This is a genomic window from Devosia pacifica, assembly GCF_014652635.1.
GTDB lineage: Bacteria > Pseudomonadota > Alphaproteobacteria > Rhizobiales > Devosiaceae > Devosia > Devosia pacifica.
In genome coordinates this window covers 969,966-993,137 of record NZ_BMZE01000001.1, presented here as the reverse complement: position 1 = coordinate 993,137, position 23,172 = coordinate 969,966, and the positions used below count along the sequence as shown (strand labels likewise).

The 23,172-nt window shown below is 61.0% G+C and carries 27 protein-coding genes; 11 read left to right on the top strand and 16 right to left on the bottom strand.

Annotated elements, in window-relative coordinates; all coding sequences use genetic code 11:
* Nucleotides 1–59 precede the first annotated feature (59 nt).
* From IE127_RS05020 to IE127_RS05010, 3 genes are all read right to left on the bottom strand, one after another.
* Nucleotides 60–464, bottom strand: a complete 405-nt coding sequence (locus IE127_RS05020; protein ID WP_189423968.1) for an acyl-CoA thioesterase — start codon at nucleotides 462–464, stop codon at nucleotides 60–62.
* 248 nt (nucleotides 465–712) lie between these two features.
* A complete protein-coding gene (locus tag IE127_RS05015) occupies nucleotides 713–1,954 on the bottom strand; it encodes an aminotransferase class V-fold PLP-dependent enzyme (protein ID WP_189423966.1) in 1,242 nt (413 codons plus the stop codon).
* 122 nt (nucleotides 1,955–2,076) lie between these two features.
* Complete coding sequence (locus IE127_RS05010; protein WP_189423964.1) at nucleotides 2,077–2,721, bottom strand: Spy/CpxP family protein refolding chaperone; 645 nt, start codon at nucleotides 2,719–2,721, stop codon at nucleotides 2,077–2,079.
* 133 nt (nucleotides 2,722–2,854) lie between these two features.
* Here IE127_RS05010 and IE127_RS05005 point away from each other — a divergent pair, with 133 nt between their 5' ends.
* Nucleotides 2,855–3,244, top strand: coding sequence for a GNAT family N-acetyltransferase (locus IE127_RS05005; RefSeq protein ID WP_189423962.1), 390 nt, complete (start codon nucleotides 2,855–2,857; stop codon nucleotides 3,242–3,244).
* Nucleotides 3,245–3,248: 4 nt separating this feature from the next.
* Complete coding sequence (locus IE127_RS05000) at nucleotides 3,249–4,043, top strand: class I SAM-dependent methyltransferase (protein WP_189423960.1); 795 nt, start codon at nucleotides 3,249–3,251, stop codon at nucleotides 4,041–4,043.
* 119 nt (nucleotides 4,044–4,162) lie between these two features.
* On the opposite strand, the gene IE127_RS04995 is transcribed toward IE127_RS05000, so the two are convergent.
* The 3 genes from IE127_RS04995 to IE127_RS04985 form a co-directional block, all read right to left on the bottom strand.
* A complete protein-coding gene (locus tag IE127_RS04995) occupies nucleotides 4,163–4,843 on the bottom strand; it encodes a L,D-transpeptidase (protein ID WP_189423958.1) in 681 nt (226 codons plus the stop codon).
* Between the two features lie 83 nt (nucleotides 4,844–4,926).
* Entirely contained in the window at nucleotides 4,927–5,268 is a 342-nt protein-coding gene (locus IE127_RS04990) for a hypothetical protein (RefSeq protein WP_189423956.1), read from the bottom strand.
* Nucleotides 5,269–5,400: 132 nt separating this feature from the next.
* Entirely contained in the window at nucleotides 5,401–6,228 is an 828-nt protein-coding gene (locus IE127_RS04985) for a carbon-nitrogen hydrolase family protein (protein WP_189423954.1), read from the bottom strand.
* A 143-nt stretch (nucleotides 6,229–6,371) separates the two neighbouring features.
* Between IE127_RS04985 and IE127_RS04980 the strand changes: the two genes are divergently transcribed.
* A complete protein-coding gene (locus tag IE127_RS04980; protein WP_189423952.1) occupies nucleotides 6,372–7,712 on the top strand; it encodes a cation:proton antiporter in 1,341 nt (446 codons plus the stop codon).
* 21 nt (nucleotides 7,713–7,733) lie between these two features.
* Here IE127_RS04980 and IE127_RS04975 read toward each other — a convergent pair whose 3' ends face one another.
* Nucleotides 7,734–8,312 carry a TetR/AcrR family transcriptional regulator gene (locus IE127_RS04975; RefSeq protein ID WP_189423950.1) on the bottom strand — a complete coding sequence of 193 codons (579 nt, stop codon included), beginning with the start codon at nucleotides 8,310–8,312 and terminating at the stop codon, nucleotides 7,734–7,736.
* A 54-nt stretch (nucleotides 8,313–8,366) separates the two neighbouring features.
* Here IE127_RS04975 and IE127_RS04970 point away from each other — a divergent pair, with 54 nt between their 5' ends.
* Nucleotides 8,367–9,059, top strand: a complete 693-nt coding sequence (locus tag IE127_RS04970; protein ID WP_189423948.1) for a DUF4336 domain-containing protein — start codon at nucleotides 8,367–8,369, stop codon at nucleotides 9,057–9,059.
* Between the two features lie 27 nt (nucleotides 9,060–9,086).
* Here the strand turns inward: IE127_RS04970 and IE127_RS04965 are convergent, their stop codons facing one another.
* On the bottom strand, nucleotides 9,087–9,971 hold the full coding sequence (locus IE127_RS04965) for a mechanosensitive ion channel family protein (protein WP_189423946.1): 885 nt from the start codon (nucleotides 9,969–9,971) through the stop codon (nucleotides 9,087–9,089).
* 343 nt (nucleotides 9,972–10,314) lie between these two features.
* Here IE127_RS04965 and IE127_RS04960 point away from each other — a divergent pair, with 343 nt between their 5' ends.
* Nucleotides 10,315–10,548, top strand: coding sequence for a hypothetical protein (locus tag IE127_RS04960; protein WP_189423944.1), 234 nt, complete (start codon nucleotides 10,315–10,317; stop codon nucleotides 10,546–10,548).
* Between the two features lie 125 nt (nucleotides 10,549–10,673).
* On the opposite strand, the gene IE127_RS04955 is transcribed toward IE127_RS04960, so the two are convergent.
* Nucleotides 10,674–11,195 (bottom strand): GNAT family N-acetyltransferase, encoded by a 522-nt coding sequence (locus tag IE127_RS04955; protein ID WP_189423942.1) that lies wholly within the window; start codon nucleotides 11,193–11,195, stop codon nucleotides 10,674–10,676.
* A gap of 248 nt (nucleotides 11,196–11,443) precedes the next feature.
* Between IE127_RS04955 and IE127_RS04950 the strand changes: the two genes are divergently transcribed.
* From IE127_RS04950 to IE127_RS04940, 3 genes are all read left to right on the top strand, one after another.
* A complete protein-coding gene (locus tag IE127_RS04950) occupies nucleotides 11,444–12,025 on the top strand; it encodes a class I SAM-dependent methyltransferase (protein WP_189423940.1) in 582 nt (193 codons plus the stop codon).
* Between the two features lie 264 nt (nucleotides 12,026–12,289).
* Nucleotides 12,290–13,393, top strand: a complete 1,104-nt coding sequence (locus IE127_RS04945; protein WP_189423938.1) for a sensor histidine kinase — start codon at nucleotides 12,290–12,292, stop codon at nucleotides 13,391–13,393.
* Nucleotides 13,394–13,503: 110 nt separating this feature from the next.
* Nucleotides 13,504–13,806, top strand: coding sequence for a hypothetical protein (locus tag IE127_RS04940; RefSeq protein ID WP_189423935.1), 303 nt, complete (start codon nucleotides 13,504–13,506; stop codon nucleotides 13,804–13,806).
* Nucleotides 13,807–13,935: 129 nt separating this feature from the next.
* On the opposite strand, the gene IE127_RS04935 is transcribed toward IE127_RS04940, so the two are convergent.
* Entirely contained in the window at nucleotides 13,936–14,247 is a 312-nt protein-coding gene (locus tag IE127_RS04935; protein WP_189423933.1) for a hypothetical protein, read from the bottom strand.
* Nucleotides 14,248–14,399: 152 nt separating this feature from the next.
* Here IE127_RS04935 and IE127_RS04930 point away from each other — a divergent pair, with 152 nt between their 5' ends.
* Together IE127_RS04930 and IE127_RS04925 are read left to right on the top strand one after the other, a co-directional pair.
* Nucleotides 14,400–14,822 (top strand): DUF4864 domain-containing protein, encoded by a 423-nt coding sequence (locus tag IE127_RS04930; protein WP_189423931.1) that lies wholly within the window; start codon nucleotides 14,400–14,402, stop codon nucleotides 14,820–14,822.
* 73 nt (nucleotides 14,823–14,895) lie between these two features.
* Nucleotides 14,896–16,098 (top strand): pyridoxal phosphate-dependent aminotransferase, encoded by a 1,203-nt coding sequence (locus tag IE127_RS04925; RefSeq protein WP_189423929.1) that lies wholly within the window; start codon nucleotides 14,896–14,898, stop codon nucleotides 16,096–16,098.
* Between the two features lie 1,202 nt (nucleotides 16,099–17,300).
* On the opposite strand, the gene IE127_RS04920 is transcribed toward IE127_RS04925, so the two are convergent.
* The 5 genes from IE127_RS04920 to IE127_RS04900 form a co-directional block, all read right to left on the bottom strand.
* Nucleotides 17,301–18,194, bottom strand: a complete 894-nt coding sequence (locus tag IE127_RS04920; RefSeq protein WP_189423927.1) for a LysR family transcriptional regulator — start codon at nucleotides 18,192–18,194, stop codon at nucleotides 17,301–17,303.
* Between the two features lie 67 nt (nucleotides 18,195–18,261).
* Nucleotides 18,262–19,212, bottom strand: coding sequence for a thioredoxin-disulfide reductase (gene trxB / locus IE127_RS04915; RefSeq protein ID WP_189423925.1), 951 nt, complete (start codon nucleotides 19,210–19,212; stop codon nucleotides 18,262–18,264).
* Nucleotides 19,213–19,351: 139 nt separating this feature from the next.
* Nucleotides 19,352–19,825: a transcription elongation factor GreA gene (gene greA, locus IE127_RS04910; protein ID WP_189423923.1), complete on the bottom strand. Its 474-nt coding sequence runs from the start codon at nucleotides 19,823–19,825 to the stop codon at nucleotides 19,352–19,354.
* A gap of 242 nt (nucleotides 19,826–20,067) precedes the next feature.
* The gene (locus IE127_RS04905) at nucleotides 20,068–20,277 is read right to left on the bottom strand and encodes a cold-shock protein (protein WP_189423921.1); all 210 of its coding nucleotides are present in this window, start codon (nucleotides 20,275–20,277) and stop codon (nucleotides 20,068–20,070) included.
* A 234-nt stretch (nucleotides 20,278–20,511) separates the two neighbouring features.
* Nucleotides 20,512–20,721: a cold-shock protein gene (locus tag IE127_RS04900; RefSeq protein ID WP_189423919.1), complete on the bottom strand. Its 210-nt coding sequence runs from the start codon at nucleotides 20,719–20,721 to the stop codon at nucleotides 20,512–20,514.
* A gap of 489 nt (nucleotides 20,722–21,210) precedes the next feature.
* Between IE127_RS04900 and ltaE the strand changes: the two genes are divergently transcribed.
* Nucleotides 21,211–22,269: a low-specificity L-threonine aldolase gene (ltaE, locus tag IE127_RS04895; protein ID WP_210310419.1), complete on the top strand. Its 1,059-nt coding sequence runs from the start codon at nucleotides 21,211–21,213 to the stop codon at nucleotides 22,267–22,269.
* A gap of 76 nt (nucleotides 22,270–22,345) precedes the next feature.
* On the opposite strand, the gene IE127_RS04890 is transcribed toward ltaE, so the two are convergent.
* Nucleotides 22,346–23,134 carry a sulfite exporter TauE/SafE family protein gene (locus tag IE127_RS04890; protein WP_189423917.1) on the bottom strand — a complete coding sequence of 263 codons (789 nt, stop codon included), beginning with the start codon at nucleotides 23,132–23,134 and terminating at the stop codon, nucleotides 22,346–22,348.
* Nucleotides 23,135–23,172: the final 38 nt, after the last annotated feature.

Sequence of the window (23,172 nt, the reverse complement as noted above, 5' to 3'; positions counted from 1 at the left end):
GCCTACGCCGCCATAGTAGGCATCCCGGCAATGAACGCTAGCTGAACGTCCACAAAGGCTTACTCGCTGATGACTCGCTTGCTGCCATCTTCGCCCAGCGCCACATAGACCCAGCGACCCTGGGTGACCTGTACACGGTCGTCGACCCGGTTGCGGCGGGCCCAGGCTTCGATGGCGATGGTGATCGATGTGCGCCCGATGCGCTCGACGCTGGTATAGACGCAAAGGACATCGCCGACCTTGACCGGGGCGATGAACGTCATCGCTTCGACGGCCACCGTCACGACGCGGCCACCGACGGCCTCGACGGCGGCAATGGCGCCGGCGATATCCATCTGGCTCATCACCCAGCCGCCGAAGATGTCACCGGCCGGATTGGTATCTGCGGGCATGGCGAGGGTGCGGATGGTGAGAGAACCGTGCGGCTCTGGCGGAAAAGCGGCGTCTGTTGGTTGCTCTGTCATTGTTGCGATCCTTTCACCGGCCAGCGCGCAAGACGCTATGGCGATGTTATCGGCGGAATCGCTGCACGGTGCGAGGCTATTACGGCGCGGTCCACAAAAAAGGCCGCCAGGCGGCGGCCGAGCCGACATGAGCCGGAGCGGGGCAAAGACCCGCAGTTGGGGCGCGGACCTGAAGGGACCGCATGCCGGCAGGACGCCAGCGATCTACGCCTAGCGTCACGAGGTGACATGCATGTGACGGTACGCGCTCAGCGCAACTCGTGCTCCAGCGCCTCGATCAGCCGATCGATCTCTTCGGGCGTAGTGTAGTGGACGAATGACAGGCGCAAAACGCCATGCTCCGGCGCGATGCCGAGCGCTTCCAGAAGGCGCCAGGCGTAAAAATGCCCGCCGCCAGCCATGATGCCGCGCTCAGCGAGACGCCGGGCAACGACGGCGCCCGGCTCTGTGGTGGCGAGGGCGATTGTGGGCGCGCGATTTTCGAGCGTCGCGGGACCGATCAGCCGAAGATCATTGCGCTGGCGGAGGTAATCGAGCAGCGGCGCCAGCAGCGCGGTTTCCTGCGCACGCATTGCGGCGTGGGCGCGCTTGAATGGCGTGTCGCCCTCGGCAGAGGTGCCAGCGATTTCGGCTACATATTCGAGATAATCGGCGATGCCTGCAGTGGCCGCGATCTGGGCATGATCAGGCCCGGCAGGAGAAAGGCGATAGCGCGGCTTTGCGTCGTTGAAGAAGTGCCCCTGGTTGGGCAGTTGCGCTGCGAGTTCCGGGCGGATGGCAAGCACACCCTGATGCGGGCCGTAGACCTTGTAGGTTGAAAAGAACCAGGCATCGACGCCGAGTTCTTCGAGATCCGGCAAGCCGTGCGGGGCATAGCTGACGCCATCAACGACGACGACAGCGCCGGCGGCATGCGCGAGCCGGGCGATATCGGCAACCGGATTGATCTCGCCGACGATGTTGGAGCAATGCGGCACGGCGACAAGGCGGACCTTGTCATCGAGCAGGGCTTCAAGGTCGGAGAGAGCGAGACGACCGGTCTGGCTGTCCACCGTCCACTCGCGCACCTCGATGCCATTGGCCGCGAGCTTGCGCCAGGAGCCGGTATTGGCCTCATGATCCTGATTGGTGACGATGATCGCATCACCGGATTTCAGCCAGCCGGCGAAGGCATGGCCGAGCGTATAGGTGTTGGCCGAGGACGAGGGACCGAAAACGATCCATTCCGGCGAGACATTGAGTGCCGCGGCAATGCGCTCATAGGCGAGATCCATCGCCTCGCCAGCGGTACGAGAGGCGGCGAAGTGCCCATAGGGCTGCAGCCTGTTCTGCGTGAGATAGGTGTCGAGCCGCTCGAGCGCATGGCGTGAGATGTAGGAGCCACCGGCATTTTCGAAGAACGCCTGATCCTTAAGCCCGGGCTCGGCAAAGGCAGGGAAGGCGGCGCGGATGCGGGCGGGGTCGAGCGGGAGCTGGGGCTTTTGCGACATGGGGCGTCTTGGCTCACTGTGTATTGTGACCCCATGGTGGTAGCGGCGATGCTGGCACGGTGCAAGGCGGTGGTGCGCGCCGCAACGCGCGCCACCACACCGAACGTGTCGTGCTGGCAGGGTCAGCCCTGCGGTGCGGCATCCGAATCCGACGGAGCGGCGTCATTGGCATCGGGCCGGGCGTTGGTGCCGTGACGTTGCTCATGACGCCCGCCGCGCTGTGGACGGAGCTTGTTCAACTGCTCATCCGTCAGGCTGTTGATGAAAGCATCGAATGATGGCTGGATGGCAGTCATCGCATCGAGCTGGGCCTGCTGCATGGCGATGCGGCGATCGAGCATGTCAGCTAGGTTAAGCTCTTGTTCGCTGTCCGGGCTCAGGTCCGAGGTGTCCGCAACAAAATTGGTATGCGCGGTCATGAGCTCGTTGCGCAGGGTTTCGAACAGATCCTTTTGCTCGTCGGTCAGGTCAGCGGCGTAGGCGAGGCGCACCAGCGCGATCTCGAGGGCCTCGGGGCCACGATCAAAATCCAGCATGTCGCCGCCGCGCATCGGGGCGCGTATGGCAAACCAGTAGCCATTCTGCGGAGCCCGGCCCAGCCAGCGGAGGTGGTGGCCGCCGCCGCGATTTGCCGGCATTGCCGACTCTCCGCTTGGGGCGGAATTCTGCTGAGCGGGTGCCGCAGGCTGAGCCTGTGCAGGCGCCAGGGCCATGCCGCCCATGGTTGCGCTGAGGACGAGGGCGATTGCGGTACGCGTGAGTTTCATGATGATCACCTATTGGTTCGATCTGCAGAAGCGGCAGAACGAGAAGAGGTTAGGCCCCTCAAATTTTCCGGAGGGTGGCGGGCGGATGAACCTTTGGTAGGGTTGGTAAGCCTTTGACTTTGTGGAGCCTTCAATGCCCGACTACCGGATCGACCCGTTCCCGCCCGAAATTGCGATGCGCGGACTTTGGCGGCGCGCCTGGGGCGAGGAGGGCCCCGAGCGGTTTGCCGATATCCTTGAGCGCAGCCTCGTGCACGTCGGGGCGTTCGAGGGCGATGAACTGATTGGCTTCGTCAATGTGGCGTGGGATGGTGGCCAGCACGCGTTTCTGCTCGACACCTGCGTTTTGCCAGTCTTTCGGCGGCGGGGCGTTGCCACGAAACTGGTGAACTTGGCAACAGACGCGGCAAGATCGCGCGGCGTGACCTGGCTGCATGTCGACTTCGAGCCGCACCTGACGGCTTTCTACCGGGTCTGCGGGTTTTCGGCGACGGCAGCCGGACTGATCCGCCTGAAGGGGTGATGGTATGACTGAACTCAGCGGCGACAACGAGAACCAATACGGCACGAGCAAGAAGCTGGAGGCACGGGCGCGGCTGCAGGGGCGCTACACAATTGCCGAGATCGGCTGGTTCCAATGGGTGGCGCAGCACATGGGGCTGCACGGTGGTGAGACGGTGCTGGATATTGGCTGCGGGCCAGGCTGGTTCTGGGCAAACACCGCCGATCAACTGCCCGAGGGATTGTCGCTGACGCTTGCTGACAAATCGCCGGGCATGGTGCGCGAGGCGCTGGAGCGTTGCGCGGCGCTTGGCTTTGACCACATCGAGGGCATGGAGGCCGATGCAGCGGCATTGCCCTTCGCAGACGCGCGCTTCGATATCGTCGTCGCAATGCACATGCTCTACCATGTGCCGGACCCTGCGGCGGCGATCGCCGAATGCTTTCGCGTGATGCGCCCCGGCGGGCGGATGGTGGTGACGACGAATGGCGCCGGCAATATGCCAGAACTTTACGCTCTGACCACGGCCTTTGGCGGCACGCCGATCGAGCCTGTGGCGGACGTCTTTGGCATTGACATCGCGGAGCGGCTGTTGCGCGAGCGCTTCGGCAATGTCGAGCTTGCGGTGCACCCTGCGCGGATGCGGATTACCGACAAGGAGGACGTCTTCCTGGCGCTTACCTCACACCCGCCCGGCGAGACAGCGAAGGCGGCTGAACTGGCGGATTTTCGGGCGCGGATCGAGGAGGCGTTTGCGCGCGGGGGCGGAGTGCTGGAGGCGAAAAAGGAGATGGCGGTGCTGGTGGCGGAGAAGGGGTAGGGTGTCCTTCAATCCAGATGCCCGCCAGAAGCCAAAGGTGTGCAGATGCACGCGATACGCCGCGAATATTCCGGTTGTTTGGCCAGGAAGCCGGGATGCCCGGCTTCCTGGCATGTTCGCTACTGAACCACGACGATTTCAGCGCCCCAGGTGACCCGCTCGTAAAGATCGATCACATCCTGGAATAGCAGCCGCACGCAACCGCTTGAGACCGCCTGGCCAATTGACCGGGCGTCCATGTTGCCGTGCAGGCGGTAGAGTGTGTCTCGGTTGCCTTGATGGATGTAAAGTGCCCGCGGCCCGAGCGGGTTCTCGAGGCCCGGCTCCATGCCGTTTCGGTAGGGCTCCAGTTCAGGCTGACGAGCAATCATTTCTGCTGGTGGCGTCCACACCGGCCATTCGCGACCATAGGCGATATGACCTCGACCCTGCCAGGCGAAACCCTCACGCCCGATGCCGACGCCGTAGCGCATGGCTCGTCCATTTGGCATGGTCCAGTAAAGGAACCGGTTGGGCGTATCCACCACGACCGTGCCGGCCTTTTCGCCAGTCTTGTTCTCAACCTCCTGCCGCCAATAGATGGGATCGACAAGGTGGATATCAGCTGCGGGAATGAAGAAACGCTCATCCGGTACTGCTGCATACATGGCCAATATGTCCGAAGGGATTTCGGGCACAGCCGGTGCTGGGGACAGAGCAGAGGGCCCTGGTGTCGTGGACGCGCAGCCCGCTAGAGCGATGGCGGCCAGGCTCGATGCGCCCAGCATCATCTGCCGGCGCGACATTGTATTGGAAATCATAGGTGCTCGCGGCAGTCGTTGTGACTGCCTCTCAAATAGACTCGATCATTGCTGGAATTGCCGAGCTTTCGGGCGCCGGCGGCCTAGGCCATGCGGGGCGGTCGAAAGTACCTGCCATCGGCAGGATCCACGACCGCGTCATCAGCGAGCCGGACGAAGTCGGCAGTGATTGATGCAATCATGCCTATAGCAATTACCGGCAAAATGGCTGCGGGCTGCGGACAGAAAACGGCGTGACCGTTCAACTTTTTTGAGCAGGGCCGAAGTTCTGCAGCTTCCGCATGGGTGGACGAGGGCTCAAGACAAAGGTTCGATTCCGCCACGGACCAGAAATGTCCACTCGCGACATTGGCAGCCATACTCGGTCCGGTTATGGAGCCGAGACCGAACAGAATGATCGCGATGAGAACCAGAATTCTGTTCATGGGGGAGCTTCTAGTACAAAAGGAGCGTCCGCGCGAGATACGCCAAGGCTGAGGTTTTTGCGTGTTGCAGCGCCACAACAGGGGGCGGTGCGAAGCGCGGGCCAGCAGCGTTGTCGTTCTTACGTTCGCCGCTCACGCAGAAGGCGCTGCCTCATCATCACCAATGCTCCTGCGATAGATCTCACCCTTGCGGGCGAGGGCGCGCCAGGGGCGGGCCTTTTGGAGGGGGATCTGGTATTTCGGGTCACCGCGGTCGAGCGTTGCGATGGTGTAGGTTGCGATATTGCCGGCGGGGCAGCGGGCGGCCCAGTTTCCATCTGGGCCAATGATGCCGGCGGGCCCCTTTGGTGATTCCTGCGCCGGAGTGGCGGCGGCGATCCACAGGCAGTTCAGACTGGCATGCGCGCGCAAGGCGATCTGGAACTGTTCGGGAATGCCGTAGGATGCGAACAGCACCGCATCGACGCCCAGTTGCTCGTACTGCATGAAGAGTTCGGGAAATTGAACTTCGATGCAAATGGCGCAGCCGAAAACGAAACCGTCGACCTCGAAACAGACTGGCTCGGTTCCGGGGGTGAACCAATCGGTGATCTCGGTATGCGAAAGGAAGCGCTTGTCGTAGCGGGCGCGCAAATCGCGATCTGCCGAAACGATATAGAGGCAGTTGTGCGGGCGTGCTGAAGGCGCAAAGCGGTGAACGCCACCTATCGCGGCGCTGACACTCAGGCTTTTGCATAAATCGGCAATGGCTGCGAGCTCCTGGTCCTGCAGCGTCCAATCGAAAGCGTCCCATCGGTCCGGTTCCAGAATCTGGTTCTTCACGTAGCCGGATAGCGCGCCCTCGCAGAAGAGGATCAGCCGCGCGCCATCTTCTGCCGCAGCGAGAATCACGCGACGGATCTCGGCGGCATTGCGTGCGATATCCGGGGTGAGGGGGATTTGCGCCGATGCAAGCTTCACGTCATGTCCCCGGGCCGGATCAAGGGGGGCGAGCGTACAGGTGCTGGAGGGGCTGTCCAGAGGGGCGAGTGTTTGTCCGGTGCGTTGCCGGGTCGGGGCGCGGGGGTTATGCTCTTGGCGAACCTGAGCGCGCTGGATGAGATTTGAACAGCTCCGACCTCTTCGTTATCGCGCTCGGCATTTTCGCCTTTGCGTTGCTCTCGCGGCGGGCTGAATCCGGCTTCATCACGGCGCCGATGGTGATCACGCTATTCGGGCTGGTGGCGGGGGCCTCGGTGCTTGGGCTGATCCGGCTGCCGATCGAGAACGCGGCGATCAACACTATCGCCGAGATCACGCTGGTGCTGGCGCTGTTCACCGACGCATCGCGGATTGACGTCAAGCGGCTCGATACCAGCCACGACGTGCCGCTGCGCCTGCTGGGCATCGGGCTGCCGCTGTGCATGGTGCTGGGTACCGGCATTGCCTATTGGCTGTTTCCGCATCTTGGCCTCGCGATGGCGGCGATCATCGGCATCATCCTTGCACCGACCGATGCAGCTCTGGGGCAGGCGGTGGTGACGAACGAGAAGGTGCCGCAGCGAATCCGGCAGGGGCTGAATGTCGAAAGCGGGCTCAATGACGGGCTGGCGTTTCCGGTTCTTCTGATTGTCGTGTCGCTGGGGATGGCGAGCGAGGCGGGGACGGGCCGCACGGCGACGGAGTGGGGACTGTTCATCGCCGGACAGCTGGTGCTGGGACCGATCGTTGGCGTCGGCGTGGGCTGGGGCGGCGCTTGGCTGGTGGAGCGGTGCGCCGACCGGCAGTGGATGAACCATGTGTTCCTGCAGATTTCGGTGCTGAGCCTGGCGCTGCTGGCCTATGCGGGAGCGGAACTTGCCGGCGGCAACGGGTTCATCGCCGCGTTCGCATCCGGCATGGTGGTTGGCACACGCTCACGCCATCTGCTCGAGGCGATCGAGGATTTCGGCGAAACCGAAGGGCAATTGCTGAGCCTGATCGTGTTCCTGCTGTTCGGCGCGGTGCTGTTGCCGGATGCTCTTGCCGATCTTGGGTGGCAGCATGTGCTTTATGCCGTGCTGTCGCTAACGGTGATCCGGATGGTGCCGGTGGCGATCAGCCTGTTCGGCACGCGGCTGATGCCGGTCACCGTGGCGTTTCTCGGCTGGTTCGGGCCGCGCGGGCTGGCCTCGATCCTTTATCTGCTGCTGATCCTCGAGGGCGATACGGCAGAGGGGCAGATCCCGAGCGATATCAGCACAACGATTCTGGTGACGGTGGGGCTGAGCATCATGTTGCATGGCGCAACAGCAGCGCCACTGGCGCGGGCTTATGCGCGAATGCTGAAACGGGCCGAAACTGACGAGACGACGGCAGAGCATCAGCCGGTCTTTCCGTTTCCGACGCGGTTTCCGCATTTTCGAGCCCAAGCGAAGCCAGCGCCGCAGCCGCACGGTGGGCGACAGCGCGACGCCGACCAGTAACCGGCTGGTGGTGGATGGCCTTCACCGCGATGCGGCGCCGATGCCTTCGATAACGATGCGGATAAGGTTTGCGATTTCAACCTCGGTGATGGCGCCGCTTTCGAGGGCAGAGAGCATCGCCTGGCCGTAAATGCCGAGCAGGATGAGCGCCATGAGGTCAGCATTCTCATCGGCGCGGATCGCGCCCTGCTGCTGGCCGAGAACGAGAATGTCGCGGACGAGGCGCTGAAACGAGGGGCGACCGGGGGGCGGGGCGAGGCGAGGGCGGTCGACCGGCGCCAAGGCCAGCCGCGCGAGTGCCGGATTTGCCAGGCACCAGCCGGCGCTATCAAGGAGCACGTCAACAAGCAGGGACCGCATGTCTTCGTTTGCCGCAATGCGATCGCGGTAGGGGGCATCGACCGCTTCGACGCGGGCAATAAGCTGTGTCGCGATCGCATCCTTCGAGGCGAAGAGATTGTAGACGGTTTTGCGCGTCAGACCGGCGCGCTGAGCGATCTGCTCCACCGAGGTCGCGGCAAAGCCGTTTTCCCGGAACAGTTCATCGGCAGCATCAAGGATAAGGGTGCGGGAGCGCTCCGTGCGCTTTGCTATTGCCATACTTACACAGTTGTATAATTTTACATCTGTATAAATCATAAAGTGGCGCATGCGATGCTGGAAGTGTTCGGAGAGGAAATCTGGACTGTCGAGGGGCCGACGGTGACTGGGGCAGCCGGCTTTCAGTATCCGACGCGGATGGTGATCATCCGGCTGAGCCATGGTGAGCTTGTCGTCTGGTCTCCGATCGCTCTGACGCGCGATTTGCGAGAGGTGGTTGAGAGACTAGGAATTGTGCGTCATCTGGTGCCGCCGAATTCGCTTCACCACGTTTTTCTCGGCGAGTGGCAGAGCGCTTTTCCGGATGCGGTGGTTTATGCGCCGCCCGGCCTGCCGGAGAAGCGCCCGGACATCCGGTTCGATGTCGATTTCGGCGAGCAACCGATCGCGGCTTGGGCAGGCGAGATCGAGCATGCGGTTATTCGGGGGAACCGGATCACGACAGAGGTCGCGCTGTTTCACCGCGGGAGCCGCACGGCCGTGTTTGGAGATCTGATCCAGCATTTGCCGCGGGGTTGGTTCCGCGGCTGGCGGGCAGTGGTGGCCCGGCTCGACCTGATGACGGCTGACGCGCCGGCAGTGCCGCGAAAGTTCAGGGCGGCGTTTCGAGACCGGCGCGTCGCGCGCGATGCAATCAGTCCGGTGTTGGCGTGGCCGACGGACAAGGTGATCATCGCGCACGGCCAGCCGGTGACGGCGAATGGCCAGGCATTCCTGCACCAAACGTTCCAGTGGCTTTTGCGGTAGTCGGGGCGTTAAATCAGAACGGTGCCGTCACTCGGTGGCGGAGCGCTCGTCCTCATGAGCCTGCTTCGGCATCTCCTTGATGAGCACGTTCTGATAGGCATAAGGAATTTCGATGCCGGCGGAATCGAAGCGCTTTTTCACGGCTTCCAGCACGCTATTCTTGACCCCCGCAGCGATACCCGAATCCGCGCACCAGACGCGCAGACTGAAATCGACACTCGAGGCGCCCAGATTGGTCACAGGGCACCCAACCACCTCTTCCACGTCAGGCACTGTCCCGGCAATCTCAAGGATCAATGCACGTGCGGCATCGATGTCGGAATCGTAGCTGATCGAGATGGGAACGAGGGCCATGGTCCGCTGTTCCTTGGTGGACAGGTTGATCATCGTGGTGCTCGAAATGGAGGAGTTCGAGATGATCACCCGCCGATTGTCGAAGGTTTTGAGCATCGTGTAGCCCAGCGACACATCCTCAACGACGCCGGTCTCGACGCCGCCTGGGGCATTGATCTGCAATTTGTCACCGAGACGGAACGGGCGGTAAAAGATCAGGCTGAAGCCTGCCACAAAGTTCGACAGGGTCGATTGCGCGGCCAGACCGAACACAACGGAGGCGACCGAAACGCTTGCAAGCAGAGCGGTGGCGAGCTTATCGAGCGCCGGGATCAGGTGCGCGTAGAGCATGACAATCATGATCCAGACAAAGGCGCTCGCGACTTTCGAAAGGAACCCGACCGACATCTTGTCAAGACGGTTGTCATGATCACGCTCGACGATAAGGCGGATCATCCGCCTAAGCAGATATGACAGCAGCAACCCGGCTATCAGGAACAGCGCAAGGATGATCAGTGCTCCCGACCATTTGTCAGGATGAAGATAAGTCAACCAGGTCTCGACCGTGTCCCACGTCATATGGTTTCCCGCACTCAGCCAAAAGCAGCAGGAGGCCTTTTAGGTCGAGGTGTTGTTGCGGTCACCAAGATTCGCGCGCGGATTCTCAACGATGCGGTGGGGCTTTTCGTGATTTGCACCTACCTGCAACGGTGATCAAGGCTTGGCTCTGCTGAACACGGACGTGCCGCAAGCGTTTGGCATCGGCGTGTTTATCCAAGGGGATGCTGCCCCGGCGGCGCAGAGGCTTATGGAGGGTACTGCCGTCGGTCTCTGCCTCGGGGCCACCTGGGCGCACGGCAGCACTGTATGTGTATGGAGCCTCACATCTTCCCCTGCGTTGAGAGGCAGCAAAGAGGTTTTCATGAGCAACAGCAAAGACAGTTACACCGGCAAATGGCTTCACTCCGGCGACCGTAAAGGCAAGGCGTTCTCGCACGAGCACGCCGAATACGACCATGACGAAAGCCCGGGGGCCTCGGGCGTAACCCGCATGCGTCATGCGGTCGTTGAGCAAGAGGGTCAACAGGTCGGTGTCTGGGTGCCGGCAGATTGGACGGACGAGCAGGTTGAAGAAGCCATGGCGACCGATTGGTGAGGATGGCTGAGGCTATTTCGAAATGATTTGCGAACCGGCGACGAGCGGTTCAGCAATTGGCTCATCGGGTATTTTCGAAGTGCTTTGTCGGCGGACGATGAGCCGGTTTAGGGTTGAGAGCCGCCTTACCGCTTCTTACTGTGACCATCGGTGAGCAAACGCTCGTGGTTGCGCATCTTGGTATTCCGATGAACTTCCAAGATCAGCCGCTGTACTGCAGGTGCATTGGGCATATCTACGTAGCGGTCATGGACAAAGCCGGTAGCAGCGTAGAAGCCGAGCGCCAGCGGATTGGCCAGAACCGAGATCCTTGTTGCCCCGGACTGAGATGCCATTGCGACGAGGACGTCAACGAGCGCGCTTCCAACACCAGTTCTCCAGTGAGCTGGTTCTACGAACAGGCCAGTTATTTCTCCCTCATGAGGGCCGGCTCGTTCTAGGACCGCGAAGCCGACAATGTGATCCCCCTTCGTCGCTACTCTTACCTGATCAGCAGTGAACCACTCGTGCCGGAAGCTCTGCACAATGAGTTCAGGCTGGGAGGCCAAAAACCCGCGAATTGGCTCAGGATAGCCGACGAGCGCAGAGCGGCGCTGGAGATCAACGAGCACCGGCAGGTCTTCGACCCTACCTGCACGGATCCACATTTCAGGATCAGACGTGATCTGCGTGTCCCCCCTGGCAATTCAGAGCCGGATGTTACCATCAGAAAGGCGGACGGCGTCAGCTTCTGCAACCAGCGGCAGTGAGGTGGTGGTTTTCTGCCACACCGCTTATGGTCATCCTGCAGCACAACCGGACACTTTCGCTTCCTGTGAGATAATGCCGTCTGGCCAAGACACTTGGAACTGTGCCTATTTCCAAGCTTAATTCAGTTCTTGTGGTGGAGCGTCGATTGCCTACGGATCCCGTCAACTTCTACGATGCAAACGCTGTAGCTTACGCAGCCGATGGCAGCGTGAATTCGCGATTGTTGCCCTTCCTGTCCAAGGTTCGTACCGGAGGCTCCATCCTGGAACTGGGTACAGGGAGTGGAAAAGACGCGAAGGTGATGATTGAGAGAGGTTTCGTGGTAGACGCCACGGACGGCTCAACGGAGCTTGCGGCCATTGCATCAAGTTATCTTGGCCAGACTGTTCGAACTATGCGCTTCGAGGAGTTGGCAGCTCAAGAAGCATATGACGGCATCTACGCCGCTGCGTCCTTGCTTCACGTTCCCAGAACGGACCTCCCTTCAGTGTTACGTAAGATATATACCGCCATTCGCTCGAACGGCGTGGTGTGGGCAAGCTTCAAGGTGGGATCAAACGAAGGCGTGGACAGCCTAGGACGGTACTACAATTACCTTGATACCGCAGAGCTGACAGCTCTTTGGGAATCTGCTGGACCGTGGGCTCAGATAGAATTGGAAGAGTGGCTTGGTTCGGGGTTTGATGATCAGCCTACCAACTGGGCAGCGATAACTGCGGTCCGCTGACGGCTAACATTCAGTCCGCTTTGGACGCGGCGATCGAGACGCTAATAGACCACAATGGGGTCGGAACCGGCCAAGACCTTTCGGCGCCCGCTTCCTTGTTTCTCAATGGCGAGGATGGCGTGGGTAGCGCACGGTCGGCTACGGAGCAGCACGTGGAGTGAGCCGACATTCGACTATAGACAATAGCGCCCGTCTCCTGCACTTTCCAGATGGACCTGCACTCGGTACAGTTCGGGGTAATCTACGTCACCCAACGGAAATAGCATGGAAGCTGAACCACATCCGTTGCAGTCACAGCGACTTCAAGCGCTCCATTCCTATGAAATACTCGACACTGATCGGGAGAAGGATTTCGACGATATCGTTGAACTCGCTTCTGCGATTTGTGACACGGCAATATCGGTGGTCAACATTATCGACATGGACCGCCAATGGTTCAAGGCCGAAATAGGGTTAGGCGTACGCGAGACACCCCTCGCCACTTCCATTTGCTCGCATGCCATTCTTGAGGCCAAGTTTGTCGAAATCAACGACACGCTGGCTGATCCGCGCATGAGGGATAACCCGCTATGCACGGCCGAGCCGGGTTTGCGCTTCTATGCCGGAGCGCAACTTCTAACCCCAGATGGTCTTCCCCTCGGCACGCTTTGCGTACTCGACTACCAGCCCCGATCCCTAAGCCCTTTGCAACGCGACACCTTGCGCGTGTTGGCGCGGCAAGTGATGGCTCAACTCGAGATGCGCAGGGCGCTCAAGGCGGCAAAGCTGCTTCGGCAGGAGGTGGATCATCGCGTAAAGAACTCGCTGCAATCGCTTTCCTCCTACATCCAGCTTCAAGCCCGCGCGGCAAAATCAGACGAAGCACGCAGCGCCCTTTCGGCTACAGACAATCGGATTTCGGCTGTAACAACGCTGCACGAACAGCTCTACCTCGCGGATGCCGGGCCGAACGTTGCTCTAGACCGTTATGTGGACAGCCTCTGCGATCATCTTCGATCGGCCGCCCCTGAGAATGTAAAGCTATCGGTGTCGATAGCCCCTGTGACTACGGGTTCGCGTCAGGCGGTGGCGGTTGGGACACTGATCAATGAGTTCGTTACCAACTCATACAAGCACGCCTTTCCTGACCAAAAAATTGGCACGATTTCTGTAACCATCGACACTGAGGCTGATGGGCTTGTTCGCCTTCACTGCTGCGACGACGGGGTTGGGCTTGGCCACAGCACCAATGCACACTCAAGCGGGCTAGGCATGCAAATCGCCAGAATTATATGTCTGGAACTGGGGGCCGACTTAGCATTCGAACCCGCGGAACGCGGGGTTTCGCTCAAGATTGCCTTTGCGGCTCAAGATATTCAACGGACCTGATCCCTCGCCGAGATGACATCAGGCATTCGGCCCCATGGACAGTCGACGCTCCCCCTAAATTGCGGTCAGGCTCAAACGCTGTCCCTAACGGTCTGCGGAACAATCAATTCATGAGCACCAATTTCGAACTTCGACGGCAGACTGATGATCTGGTCTACAGTTTTGCCAGAGCGGATCGTCCTGATGGCCTACTGGGCTTTAAGCGGGCGGACCGTGATTTGTGGATCGTTTTTAAGGGCCGACTTGGCTGGGTGGCTTGGGATGACGAAAATCAAGTCGTCGCGGGCCGGCCTTGGAATGTCCTGCCCGAAGATCAACCGGCCGACTGCCCACCACAAGGCGACTGGGTGAGCAAGAAAGGCAACAGGTCGTATGTGTACGAACTTGTGCACGTCAATCCGAGTGATCCGTGATCGCGGAGGCTTCGTGAGTTGCTCGATCGGCTCCGGTGACCGAAACGAGGACGAATTCAGCCATTCGGCTTGCACAAAAAAGGCCGGCATTGCTGCCGGCCGTAGTCACTTCGGTCAGGAAACCACTCTTTAGGAGAGGGGACCCTCGCCGCCCTGGGAGTGCCAAGGGCGACGAGGGGTGCGGCGGATGGGGGTTTCCGCCGGGAGGCTGTCGCGGAAGGCAAAGCGCGCAACCTCGAACAGGACCGCGAAGACGAGAAGGGTCAGCGGGACCATGAACGCCATGATCTGAGCGTCCGGGTCGCGGGCAATGGTGGCGGCGGCTGCCGCGGGCGTTACGCCCGACAGCAAGGCGGCGGCCGCACCAAAGCCGGCAATCGTGGAGGTGCCGATTGCCAGAACTCTGAAACTTTTCCGCTTAGGTGACGTAGTCTTTTGCATGGGATCGTCGCCAGGTCCTCGTCGTCTGCGATGAAACTGAGTTGACCACCGGAATGCGCGCGCAATTCGGACGAAACGCGGAGATGGCAGTACCATTTGGCGGCGGGAATGTGGCACCGAGGGGGTGCCGCACCCTGCAGCGGGAGAGAGCCATGCGGTGGCTGTCAGTTGTTTTCATTGCAATTTTGATGAGTGTGAGCGCCTTCGCCCAGGAGGCAGAGCCGGCGAACGAGACGCCGTGGCAGGCGACGATTACCGGCCAGCTCGAGGCATTCCGGTCGGCGGATGCCGAGGCTGCGCTTGAGTTTGCGGGAGCCGGGTTCAAGGCCCAGTTCGATGATCCGGAGTTGTTCTACAGGGCGATCCTGGCCACCGGCTATGAGCCGCTGGCACGATCGCGCTCGCACACGTTCGGCAAATTCACCCAGATCGGCGAGATTGGTGCCTTGCAGGAGGTGCTGCTGGTGGGACCGGAACTTGGGCTGTTCAGCGCCATCTACGAAATGCGGCTGGAGGAGGATGGCTGGCGGGTGCAGGGCGTGGCCCTTCGCATCCAGCAGGGCATCGGCGCCTGACAGATCCTGACGCCGCGTTGCGCCGAACGCTGACGCATTCTATCACTGCTGCGTTCAGCAGTGGAGGATACGCATGGCTTTTCTGTCGCAGGCTTTGGGGCGTGTCGCGCCATCGGCCACGGTCGCGATCACCCAGAAGGCGCGCGAGCTGGCGCGGTCCGGAAAGGACGTGATTGCGTTGTCAGCCGGTGAGCCGGACTTCGACACGCCGGACAACGTCAAGGCGGCGGCACGCCGGGCGATGGACGAGGGTAAAACCAAGTACACCAATGTCGACGGCATTCCGGAACTGAAGGCGGCGGTGGCGGACAAGTTTCGCCGTGACAACGGCATGGACGTGACGGCGGCGGATTGCTTTGTCTCCTCGGGCGGCAAGCAGATCATCTTCAATGCAATGCTGGCGACGCTCGATGCGGGTGACGAGGTGGTGATACCGGTGCCGTACTGGGTGAGCTATCCGGAAATCACAAGGTTGTGCGGCGCCGAGCCAGTGTTTGCGCATGCCGATGCCTCGACAGGCTTCAAATTGACGCCAGAGGGGCTCGATGCGGCGATAACGCCGAAGACGAAATGGGTGCTGCTGAACACCCCTTCGAACCCGAGCGGCGCCGCTTATAGCGAAGACGAGCTGCGTGGGCTGGCGGACGTGCTGATGCGGCATGAGCACGTGCACATCCTGACCGACGATATCTACGAGGCGCTGGTTTATGACGGGCGCAAGTTCGCGACCGTTGCGCAGGTGGAGCCGCGGCTGATGGCACGGACTTTGACGATGAATGGGGTTTCGAAATCGCACGCAATGACCGGCTGGCGCATTGGCTATTGCACGGGGCCGCGGCCGCTGCTGAAGGCGATGACGACGCTTCAGGGGCAATCGACCACGAACCCGAGTTCGATCTCGCAATGGGCGGCGGTCGAGGCGCTGAACGGGCCGCAGGGCTTTCTCGATGAGTGGCGTGCGGTGTTTCAGGCGCGGCGAGACATGGTGGTGGCCGGGCTGACCGACGGCACCGGGCTCGAGTGCCTGACGCCGGAGGGTGCGTTTTACGCTTTTCCCTCGATCAAGCGCCACCTTGGGCGGACGAGCGGGCAGGGCACGAGCCTTGCGACCGACACCGATTTCGTGATGGCGCTGCTCGAAGAGACGGGCGTGGCCCTGGTGCCCGGTAGCGCATTCGGGCTCGAAGGACACATGCGGTTGAGCTATGCGGCTGCCAATGCCGAACTCGAGGCGGCCGTGGCGCGCATCCAGGCGTTCTGTGACGCCATTCGGTAGGCGAAAAAAGACCCTGTCCAGCGGGCTGGACAGGGTTCTCTGGAGGTCTGCCGGTAAGGCTGACCTGCGAGGTCGAGCGGGGCAAACCGCCCGGCATCCGGTCGCCTCTAATATGGAACCGCACCGCCACGGCGACAAACGCGTGGAGGGCAGGGCAGCCATGCAAATCCGGCATAAAAAAAGCCCCAGCCGAAGCTGGGGCTGATGATAGGGCCGAAGCCAAATCGAAAGTGGTGGCAGACTTCGCGTGGGAGGAGGATACGCTGGTCTGCCGGGGGGTGTTCACCGAGGGAGGAGGATTCGGTTAGCACCCGGTTGTCAGCGGCTGGTCCGGGGGAGGAGGATCCGGGGTCACCGCAGCGACACGTACAGATATAAATTTTGACCGCCTGGTCAGCAATGCATCTTCCGTCATGTCAGCCATGCGTATAATGCAGCGGCATTCTGTCCGGTTGCACACAAAAGCAGCATAGGTGGTGAAAAAAAGGCCCCAGCCGAAGCTGGAGCCTTGATGATCGGGCTTTCGCCAAATCGAAAGTGGCGGACAGGGCACGAGGGAGGAGGAGTTCGCGCCTGTCCGTACGAGCATTGACCGTGGGAGGAGGATACGGTCTCAACTCAGTCATCGCGAGAGCAGGAGCTCTTGGGAGGAGGAGGTAAGAACTCCGTCTCAGCGACAGTTGGAATATGCTGGCGGCAGCCGGGATTCACAAGAGACGGGTTCACATGCCAGCCATGCGCCATGCGCACGTGCTCGGTGGCAGAGCAGATGCTCGCGTCGAACGGAAAAGGAACCGGAAAGAAAAAAGGCCTCGCTCGAGGGGAGAGCGAGGCCCAAAGGTGCGAGGCAAAAGCCTCACAAGGAGGGAACGCAGGGAGCGCCAGGGAGGGAGGAGGAGAGCGCTCGCTGTGTTGATGCGTAAATATTCACGACTCGCCCGGTATGCAATCCCGCGAGTAACATGCCAGCCATGCACTGTTCGGGAAGCTTCACCATTTCATGAATAATATCAATGACTTGTTGGTTTTGTTCTAGCGTGAAAGCAGCGCGATTTTGCTGATTTCTTGGGCTTGGTGCGCCTAGTTTCAGCACGTGCAGCTTACGGGTTGGGCGAATCCTGCCTTCGCGGGGCGATTCCGAGCGGCAGAACCCGGGCGCTTCGGCGTCCTAGTGTTGCGGCAGAACGGTCGAGCAGGTTTGCCTAGAAGCTCCACTCGCGCGATTTGGCGACGAGGAAATCCCGGAAAACACCGACACGTTTCGAGCTCTTGAGCGCCGGCGGATAGACGAAATACGTCTCGTATTCGGGGATCTCGATTTCCGGCAGCACCTGCACCAGCCCGTCTGCCTTCTCGGTCACGTAATCGGGCAGCATGGCGATGCCGATGCCGGCATGCGCAGCCTGCATCATGCCGTAAATGGCATTGACCTTGAGGGCGGCACGGCGCGGCGTGCTGTCGCTTCGTCCGAGACGCTCGAGGAAATTGATGTCGCCGAGATAGGAAGGGACAGGCTCGCCGAAACTGATGATGCGATGATTATCGAGATCATCGATGCTCTTCGGCGACCCGTGCTCCTTGATATAGCGCTCCGACGCATAGAAGTGGTTGTGCACCGTGAACAGCTTGCGCTGGATCATCTCGGACTGGTTGGGCCGGTGCAGCCGGATGGCGACGTCTGCCTCGCGCATGGCGAGATCGAGCTCGGAATCGTTGAGACGAATCTCGAGCTGGATGAGTGGATAAAGCGTCAGGAACTCGTCGATGCGGGAGGCAAGCCATGTGGAGCCGATGCCCACCGTTGTGGTGACGATCAGGGGGCCGGTCGGCACATCCTGACTCTCGGACATCTGGGTTTCGACCTGCTGCAGTTCCCAGTGCATACGGTGGGCGGTGCCGAACAGCTGTTCCCCGACCTCCGTCAACACAAGGCCGCGGGCATGGCGGATGAACAGCTTCAGCCCCAGATCATCCTCGAGCGCGGAGATCTGGCGGGAAACGGCGGATTGGCTCATGCCGAGCTTTTCAGCCGCATGCGTGAAACTGCCGGCTTCCGCAGCCGTGTGAAAAATGCGGAGCTTGTCCCAGTCGAGCATGGCTGGACGCTTTCTATGTTTATTGGAACCGGGGCCGCCTCCTCAAACGACCGTCGGTTCGTCCCCTCTATTCCGCAGCTTCGGCCAGTTCGTGTTCGGCCAGAAACCGTTCGGCCTCCAATGCCGCCATGCACCCCATTCCGGCTGCAGTGACCGCCTGGCGGTAAACATCGTCGGTCACGTCGCCCGCAGCAAAAACACCCGGGATATTCGTCTGGCTGGTGCCGGGCACCACTTTGAGGTACCCGCCGGGCTTCATGTCAAGCTTACCCTCGAAAATAGACGTGGCGGGGGCATGGCCAATGGCGATGAAAACACCGTCGACGGGCATTTCCGTGGTCTCGCCGGTGACCCGGTTGTGCAGCACCGCAGCCTCGACCGAGCGCGGCATGTTGGCCCCGCGCACTTCCTGAAGCTCGGTGTCCCACAGCACTTCAAACTTGGGATTGCGGAACAGGCGATCCTGCAGGATGCGTTCAGCGCGGAAATGATCGCGGCGATGAACGACGGTTACCTTGGAGGCGAAGTTGGTCAAGAACAGCGCTTCTTCGACCGCGGTGTTGCCGCCGCCGACAACGATGACGTGTTTCTCGCGGTAAAAGAAGCCATCGCACGTCGCGCAGGCCGACACGCCGAAGCCCTGGAAATGCTCTTCCGAGGGCAGGCCAAGCCATTTTGCCTGTGCGCCGGTGGCGATGATCAGGCTGTCACAGGTATAGGTCTCGCCGCCGTCGCCGGTGAGGACGAAAGGGCGCTTGTCGAGATCGACCGACACGATGACGTCGTTGATCATCTTCGTGCCGACATGTTCCGCCTGCAGCTTCATCTGCTCCATCAGCCAGGGCCCCTGGATGACATCCGCGAAGCCAGGGTAGTTCTCGACATCGGTGGTGATGGTGAGCTGGCCGCCAGGTTCGAGACCCTGAATCATCACGGGCTCCAGCATGGCACGGGCTGCGTATATTGCCGCCGTGTAGCCGGCAGGTCCTGAACCAACGATGATGACCTTGGCGTGCATGCTGTGGCCCTCGAATTGCGACGCGCATTTGGCGTTCATTATGAAGGGTGCCGACTGCGATTCAAGGCAAACCGGCACACCGCGACACTATGCCGAAGCGGCATTGGTGAACCGGTACCCAGGCCGGTCCACCAGCCGATCAGATATAGGCGACCTTGATGATTTCGTAGCTGTGGGCGCCACTGGGCGCAGCAACTTCAAAAGTGTCACCTTCTTCCTTGCCGATCATGGCGCGCGAAATCGGCGAGGAGATGGAGATCTTGCCTGCCGATGCGTCCGCTTCCGGATCGCCAACGAGCTGGTAGGTCTTTTCCTCTTCGGTTTCCTCGTTAAGGAACGTGACCGTGGCACCGAACTTGACGGTCGGGCCGCCCAGCTTCTTAACGTCGATGACATCGGCGAGCGCAAGAATTGCCTCGAGCTCCTGGATGCGGCCCTCGTTGAGGCTCTGCGCTTCCTTGGCAGCTGAATACTCGGCATTCTCGGAAAGGTCGCCATGGGCGCGCGCTTCCTGAATTGCCTCGATGATGCGTTTGCGCTCTTCGGACGTGCGCCGCTGATACTCCGCGCTCAGCGCAACATGGCCGGCGGTCGTCATCGGGATCTTGTCCATCGTTTGCCTCCGTAGGCTTCGGCATACAAAAGTTTCCCGCCTGGGGCATCAGCTCCAAGTCAGGCAAACTTTCAGGGAATTGACTTAAACTGCCCCGCGTGGGCACGGCGGTCAAGCGTGCCCGCCTTCGAGATAGGACATTCGCACCGCTTTGCAAGAGCGCGCCCCTATGTGGCGGCGAAGGTCCGTGTGTCAGGCGAGGGGGAAACGTGCCTTCCTCCTCGCCAATAGCGCGCCTCCGACTACATTGCCGACAAATTATCAGCTGTGGATTTGCCGGTGCGCTTATCCTCAACGATCTCGTAACTCACCTTCTGGCCTTCATCGAGGCCCCTCAGCCCCGAGCGTTGCACTGCGGTGATGTGCACGAAAACGTCTGCTCCACCTTCATCCGGCTGGATGAAGCCGAAGCCTTTTTGACCGTTGAACCATTTCACGGTGCCAGATGCCATTCTGCGTCCCTCGTCTAGTCCTCAAGCATCAGGAGCGTCCCTCACGCTCCAAATGATCGACTGCGTGTCAGTGTGACCGCCGCAATATTCGATCGCAAAGTACTAGAGCGAAAAGTTTCGGGCCGCAATATGGCGCGGGCGTACTAGTCTCGACGGTGATTTGCACTGTCAACTCAAATCAAAAAGGGCGCCCTCCAGCGGAAGGCGCCCCTTGAAAAACCGGTCGCGGAGCGATCAGGCGGCGGTGAGATTGTCCGCTGCCGACTTGCCCGTGCGCTTGTCCTTGACGATCTCGTAATTGACCTTCTGGCCTTCGTCGAGGCCATTGAGGCCGGAGCGCTGAACGGCGGAGATGTGTACGAAAACGTCCGCACCACCTTCATCGGGCTGGATAAATCCGTAACCCTTCTGACCGTTGAACCACTTTACCGTACCGCTTGCCATGATGTTCGTATCCTTTGGCGTCTGCTGTTGCGAGGCCGGCAGCGCGCCCGCCTCATGCTATCGAATTATCGGATAGTGACGTCAGCAGTCGGCAAGATGCCAAGGCAGTTCAGTCGGCCGTAATATTCGATGCCAAACATTAACCCGAAATCAGAAGGTGTACAACTGGCGATTCGCAGCACAAAACGCCCGCGCTGAAGGGGTGCGCAGCCGGGGTGAGGTCGTGGTCGGATATGTGGATTCCGCTCTGGGCGGAACATTAGAGAAGCCGTCAGGCTACAGGAAAGCAGCCTACAGAAAAAAGTCGATCCGGCCAGCAGTGATTTTGTCGCAGCAGGCATGCAAGAAGGTGATTGTTGCGTTTGCCTGCGATGAAAGTGGTGCTGGCGTGCGCTTGCGTGGGGCGCCGATTGCCGAAGAGCCACGACCACATTGAGGCTGGTGGGCTGCCAGTGCTATGGCAGTGCGACCAGCCGACAGAGGTGCACCGTGACCGATATTCTGCATGATTTCCGTTCCGATACCGTGACCCGGCCCGACGCCGGGATGCGCGAGGCGATTGCTAAGGCGCAGGTGGGCGACGACGTGTTCGGCGATGATCCAACGGTCAATCGCCTGGAGCGCCATGTTGCCGGCATGCTGGGCAAGGAGGCGGCGCTCTATGTGCCGTCCGGCACGATGTCGAACCTGTTGGCACTTGTCAGCCATTGCGGCCGCGGCGATGCCTTCATCGCCGGCGCAGAGGCGCATTGCTACAAATATGAGGCCGGGGGCGCGGCCGTTCTTGGTTCATTGCAGCCGCAGCCGCTGCCGCATCTGGCGGATGGACGGATGGACCTAAAACTGATCGAGGCCACGATCTCGGGCGGAGACGATCCACACTTTGCCGAAACGAAAGTTATCGCGCTCGAGAACACGATCGGCGGGCGGGCGCTGCCAATGCGCTACATGGACGAGGTGGCAGCAATCGCGCGGAGACACAAGATTGGCCTGCATCTCGATGGCGCGCGCCTGTTCAATGCGGCGACGGCGCTGGGCGTGAGTGCCAAGACGCTGACGGCGCAGTTCGACACCGTCTCGATGTGCCTGTCGAAGGGGCTGGGGGCCCCGGTGGGGTCGGTGCTTTCCGGCTCGGGCGAACTGATCGGCAAGGCGCGGCGCATGCGCAAGATGCTTGGCGGAGGCATGCGCCAGGCGGGGGTGCTCGCCGCAGCCGGGCTTTATGCGCTTGAACATAATGTCGAGCGGCTGACGCATGATCATCGGCGCGCCCGGACGCTTGCCGAGGGACTCGCCAGGCATCAGCAATTGCGGGTGACGATGCCCGATACCAACATCATCTTTGTCGACGCCGATGCTGCCGTGGGGGATGGACTGCGCGCCTATCTCGATAAGCAGGGTGTTGCGATTACCGGCAGATACGGGCAGCAACGCTGGGTGACGCACCTCGATGTCGGCGACGCTGACGTCGCTGCCGCGCTTGAGCATGTGGATGCATATTTCGCCGGGGCAGAGCGGGCGGCAAAGCCTCTGCGCAACGCCTCTTAAGGTTCTGATTCAGAATCCGGTGATGCCGGCAAGTGCCTGATCGAGACTGTTAAATCCGCTTGGAGTGGTGTGTGCCTCAGGCGATGAGCAGGCGAATGCCGACTACGGCCAGCACGGTGCCGAGCAGCAAGCGCAGTATCAGATCGTTGGCTCTGGGCGCGAAGTGACCGGCGATCAGGACGCCGGGAATGGAGCCGACCAGCAATGATGACAGCATCGGCCAATCGATCGAGCCGATGATCCAGTGGCCGGCGCCAGCGACGAGGGTCAGTGGCACGGCGTGGGCGATGTCGGACCCGATGACGCGCACCGTCGACATCTTCGGGTAGAGCAGCAGAAGCACCGTAACGCCGATGGCGCCGGCGCCGATCGAGGATATCGAAACCAGAACGCCGATGACTGCGCCGGTGAATATGGTGAGACCGAGCTGGCTGGTTTCACCCGGTTCGCTCCGGCGGTGCGCGAAGGCGACGATCTGCGGGCGCAGGAAGGTAGCGAGGGCCGTGACGACCAGCATAAACCCGAGGACAGTCGAGATGATGTGGGATGCAGCGCTGCTGTCGACGCCGGTCATCGACAAGAAGCCGACCGTTATTGCAGCGGCAGGAACGCTGCCAGCAGCGAGAAGCGCGACGACCCGCCAATCGACCGCACGATTGAAGCCATGCGCCAATGTGCCGGCACCCTTGGTGGCCGCCGCGTAGAGCAGGTCGGTGCCAACGGCAGTCGCGGGATGAACGCCGAACATCAGGATCAGCAGGGGGGTCATCAACGAGCCGCCACCCACACCCGTCAGCCCCACGATTGCGCCGACGAAAAGGCCGGACAGGGCATAAAGCGGGTCAAAATATTCGGCTAGCGGCATAGGCGCTCCGGGCTGGCGGACAGCAGAGGCTAGCACAG

Coding starts and splice junctions, on each gene's coding strand:
- IE127_RS05020 (WP_189423968.1), bottom strand. CDS start 464: ATGACAGAGCAACCAACAGACGCCGCTTTTCCGCCAGAGCCGCACGGT.
- IE127_RS05015 (WP_189423966.1), bottom strand. CDS start 1,954: ATGTCGCAAAAGCCCCAGCTCCCGCTCGACCCCGCCCGCATCCGCGCC.
- IE127_RS05010 (WP_189423964.1), bottom strand. CDS start 2,721: ATGAAACTCACGCGTACCGCAATCGCCCTCGTCCTCAGCGCAACCATG.
- IE127_RS05005 (WP_189423962.1), top strand. CDS start 2,855: ATGCCCGACTACCGGATCGACCCGTTCCCGCCCGAAATTGCGATGCGC.
- IE127_RS05000 (WP_189423960.1), top strand. CDS start 3,249: ATGACTGAACTCAGCGGCGACAACGAGAACCAATACGGCACGAGCAAG.
- IE127_RS04995 (WP_189423958.1), bottom strand. CDS start 4,843: ATGATTTCCAATACAATGTCGCGCCGGCAGATGATGCTGGGCGCATCG.
- IE127_RS04990 (WP_189423956.1), bottom strand. CDS start 5,268: ATGAACAGAATTCTGGTTCTCATCGCGATCATTCTGTTCGGTCTCGGC.
- IE127_RS04975 (WP_189423950.1), bottom strand. CDS start 8,312: ATGGCAATAGCAAAGCGCACGGAGCGCTCCCGCACCCTTATCCTTGAT.
- IE127_RS04970 (WP_189423948.1), top strand. CDS start 8,367: ATGCTGGAAGTGTTCGGAGAGGAAATCTGGACTGTCGAGGGGCCGACG.
- IE127_RS04965 (WP_189423946.1), bottom strand. CDS start 9,971: ATGACGTGGGACACGGTCGAGACCTGGTTGACTTATCTTCATCCTGAC.
- IE127_RS04960 (WP_189423944.1), top strand. CDS start 10,315: ATGAGCAACAGCAAAGACAGTTACACCGGCAAATGGCTTCACTCCGGC.
- IE127_RS04955 (WP_189423942.1), bottom strand. CDS start 11,195: ATGTGGATCCGTGCAGGTAGGGTCGAAGACCTGCCGGTGCTCGTTGAT.
- IE127_RS04945 (WP_189423938.1), top strand. CDS start 12,290: ATGGAAGCTGAACCACATCCGTTGCAGTCACAGCGACTTCAAGCGCTC.
- IE127_RS04940 (WP_189423935.1), top strand. CDS start 13,504: ATGAGCACCAATTTCGAACTTCGACGGCAGACTGATGATCTGGTCTAC.
- IE127_RS04935 (WP_189423933.1), bottom strand. CDS start 14,247: ATGCAAAAGACTACGTCACCTAAGCGGAAAAGTTTCAGAGTTCTGGCA.
- IE127_RS04930 (WP_189423931.1), top strand. CDS start 14,400: ATGCGGTGGCTGTCAGTTGTTTTCATTGCAATTTTGATGAGTGTGAGC.
- IE127_RS04925 (WP_189423929.1), top strand. CDS start 14,896: ATGGCTTTTCTGTCGCAGGCTTTGGGGCGTGTCGCGCCATCGGCCACG.
- IE127_RS04920 (WP_189423927.1), bottom strand. CDS start 18,194: ATGCTCGACTGGGACAAGCTCCGCATTTTTCACACGGCTGCGGAAGCC.
- trxB (WP_189423925.1), bottom strand. CDS start 19,212: ATGCACGCCAAGGTCATCATCGTTGGTTCAGGACCTGCCGGCTACACG.
- greA (WP_189423923.1), bottom strand. CDS start 19,825: ATGGACAAGATCCCGATGACGACCGCCGGCCATGTTGCGCTGAGCGCG.
- IE127_RS04905 (WP_189423921.1), bottom strand. CDS start 20,277: ATGGCATCTGGCACCGTGAAATGGTTCAACGGTCAAAAAGGCTTCGGC.
- IE127_RS04900 (WP_189423919.1), bottom strand. CDS start 20,721: ATGGCAAGCGGTACGGTAAAGTGGTTCAACGGTCAGAAGGGTTACGGA.
- IE127_RS04890 (WP_189423917.1), bottom strand. CDS start 23,134: ATGCCGCTAGCCGAATATTTTGACCCGCTTTATGCCCTGTCCGGCCTT.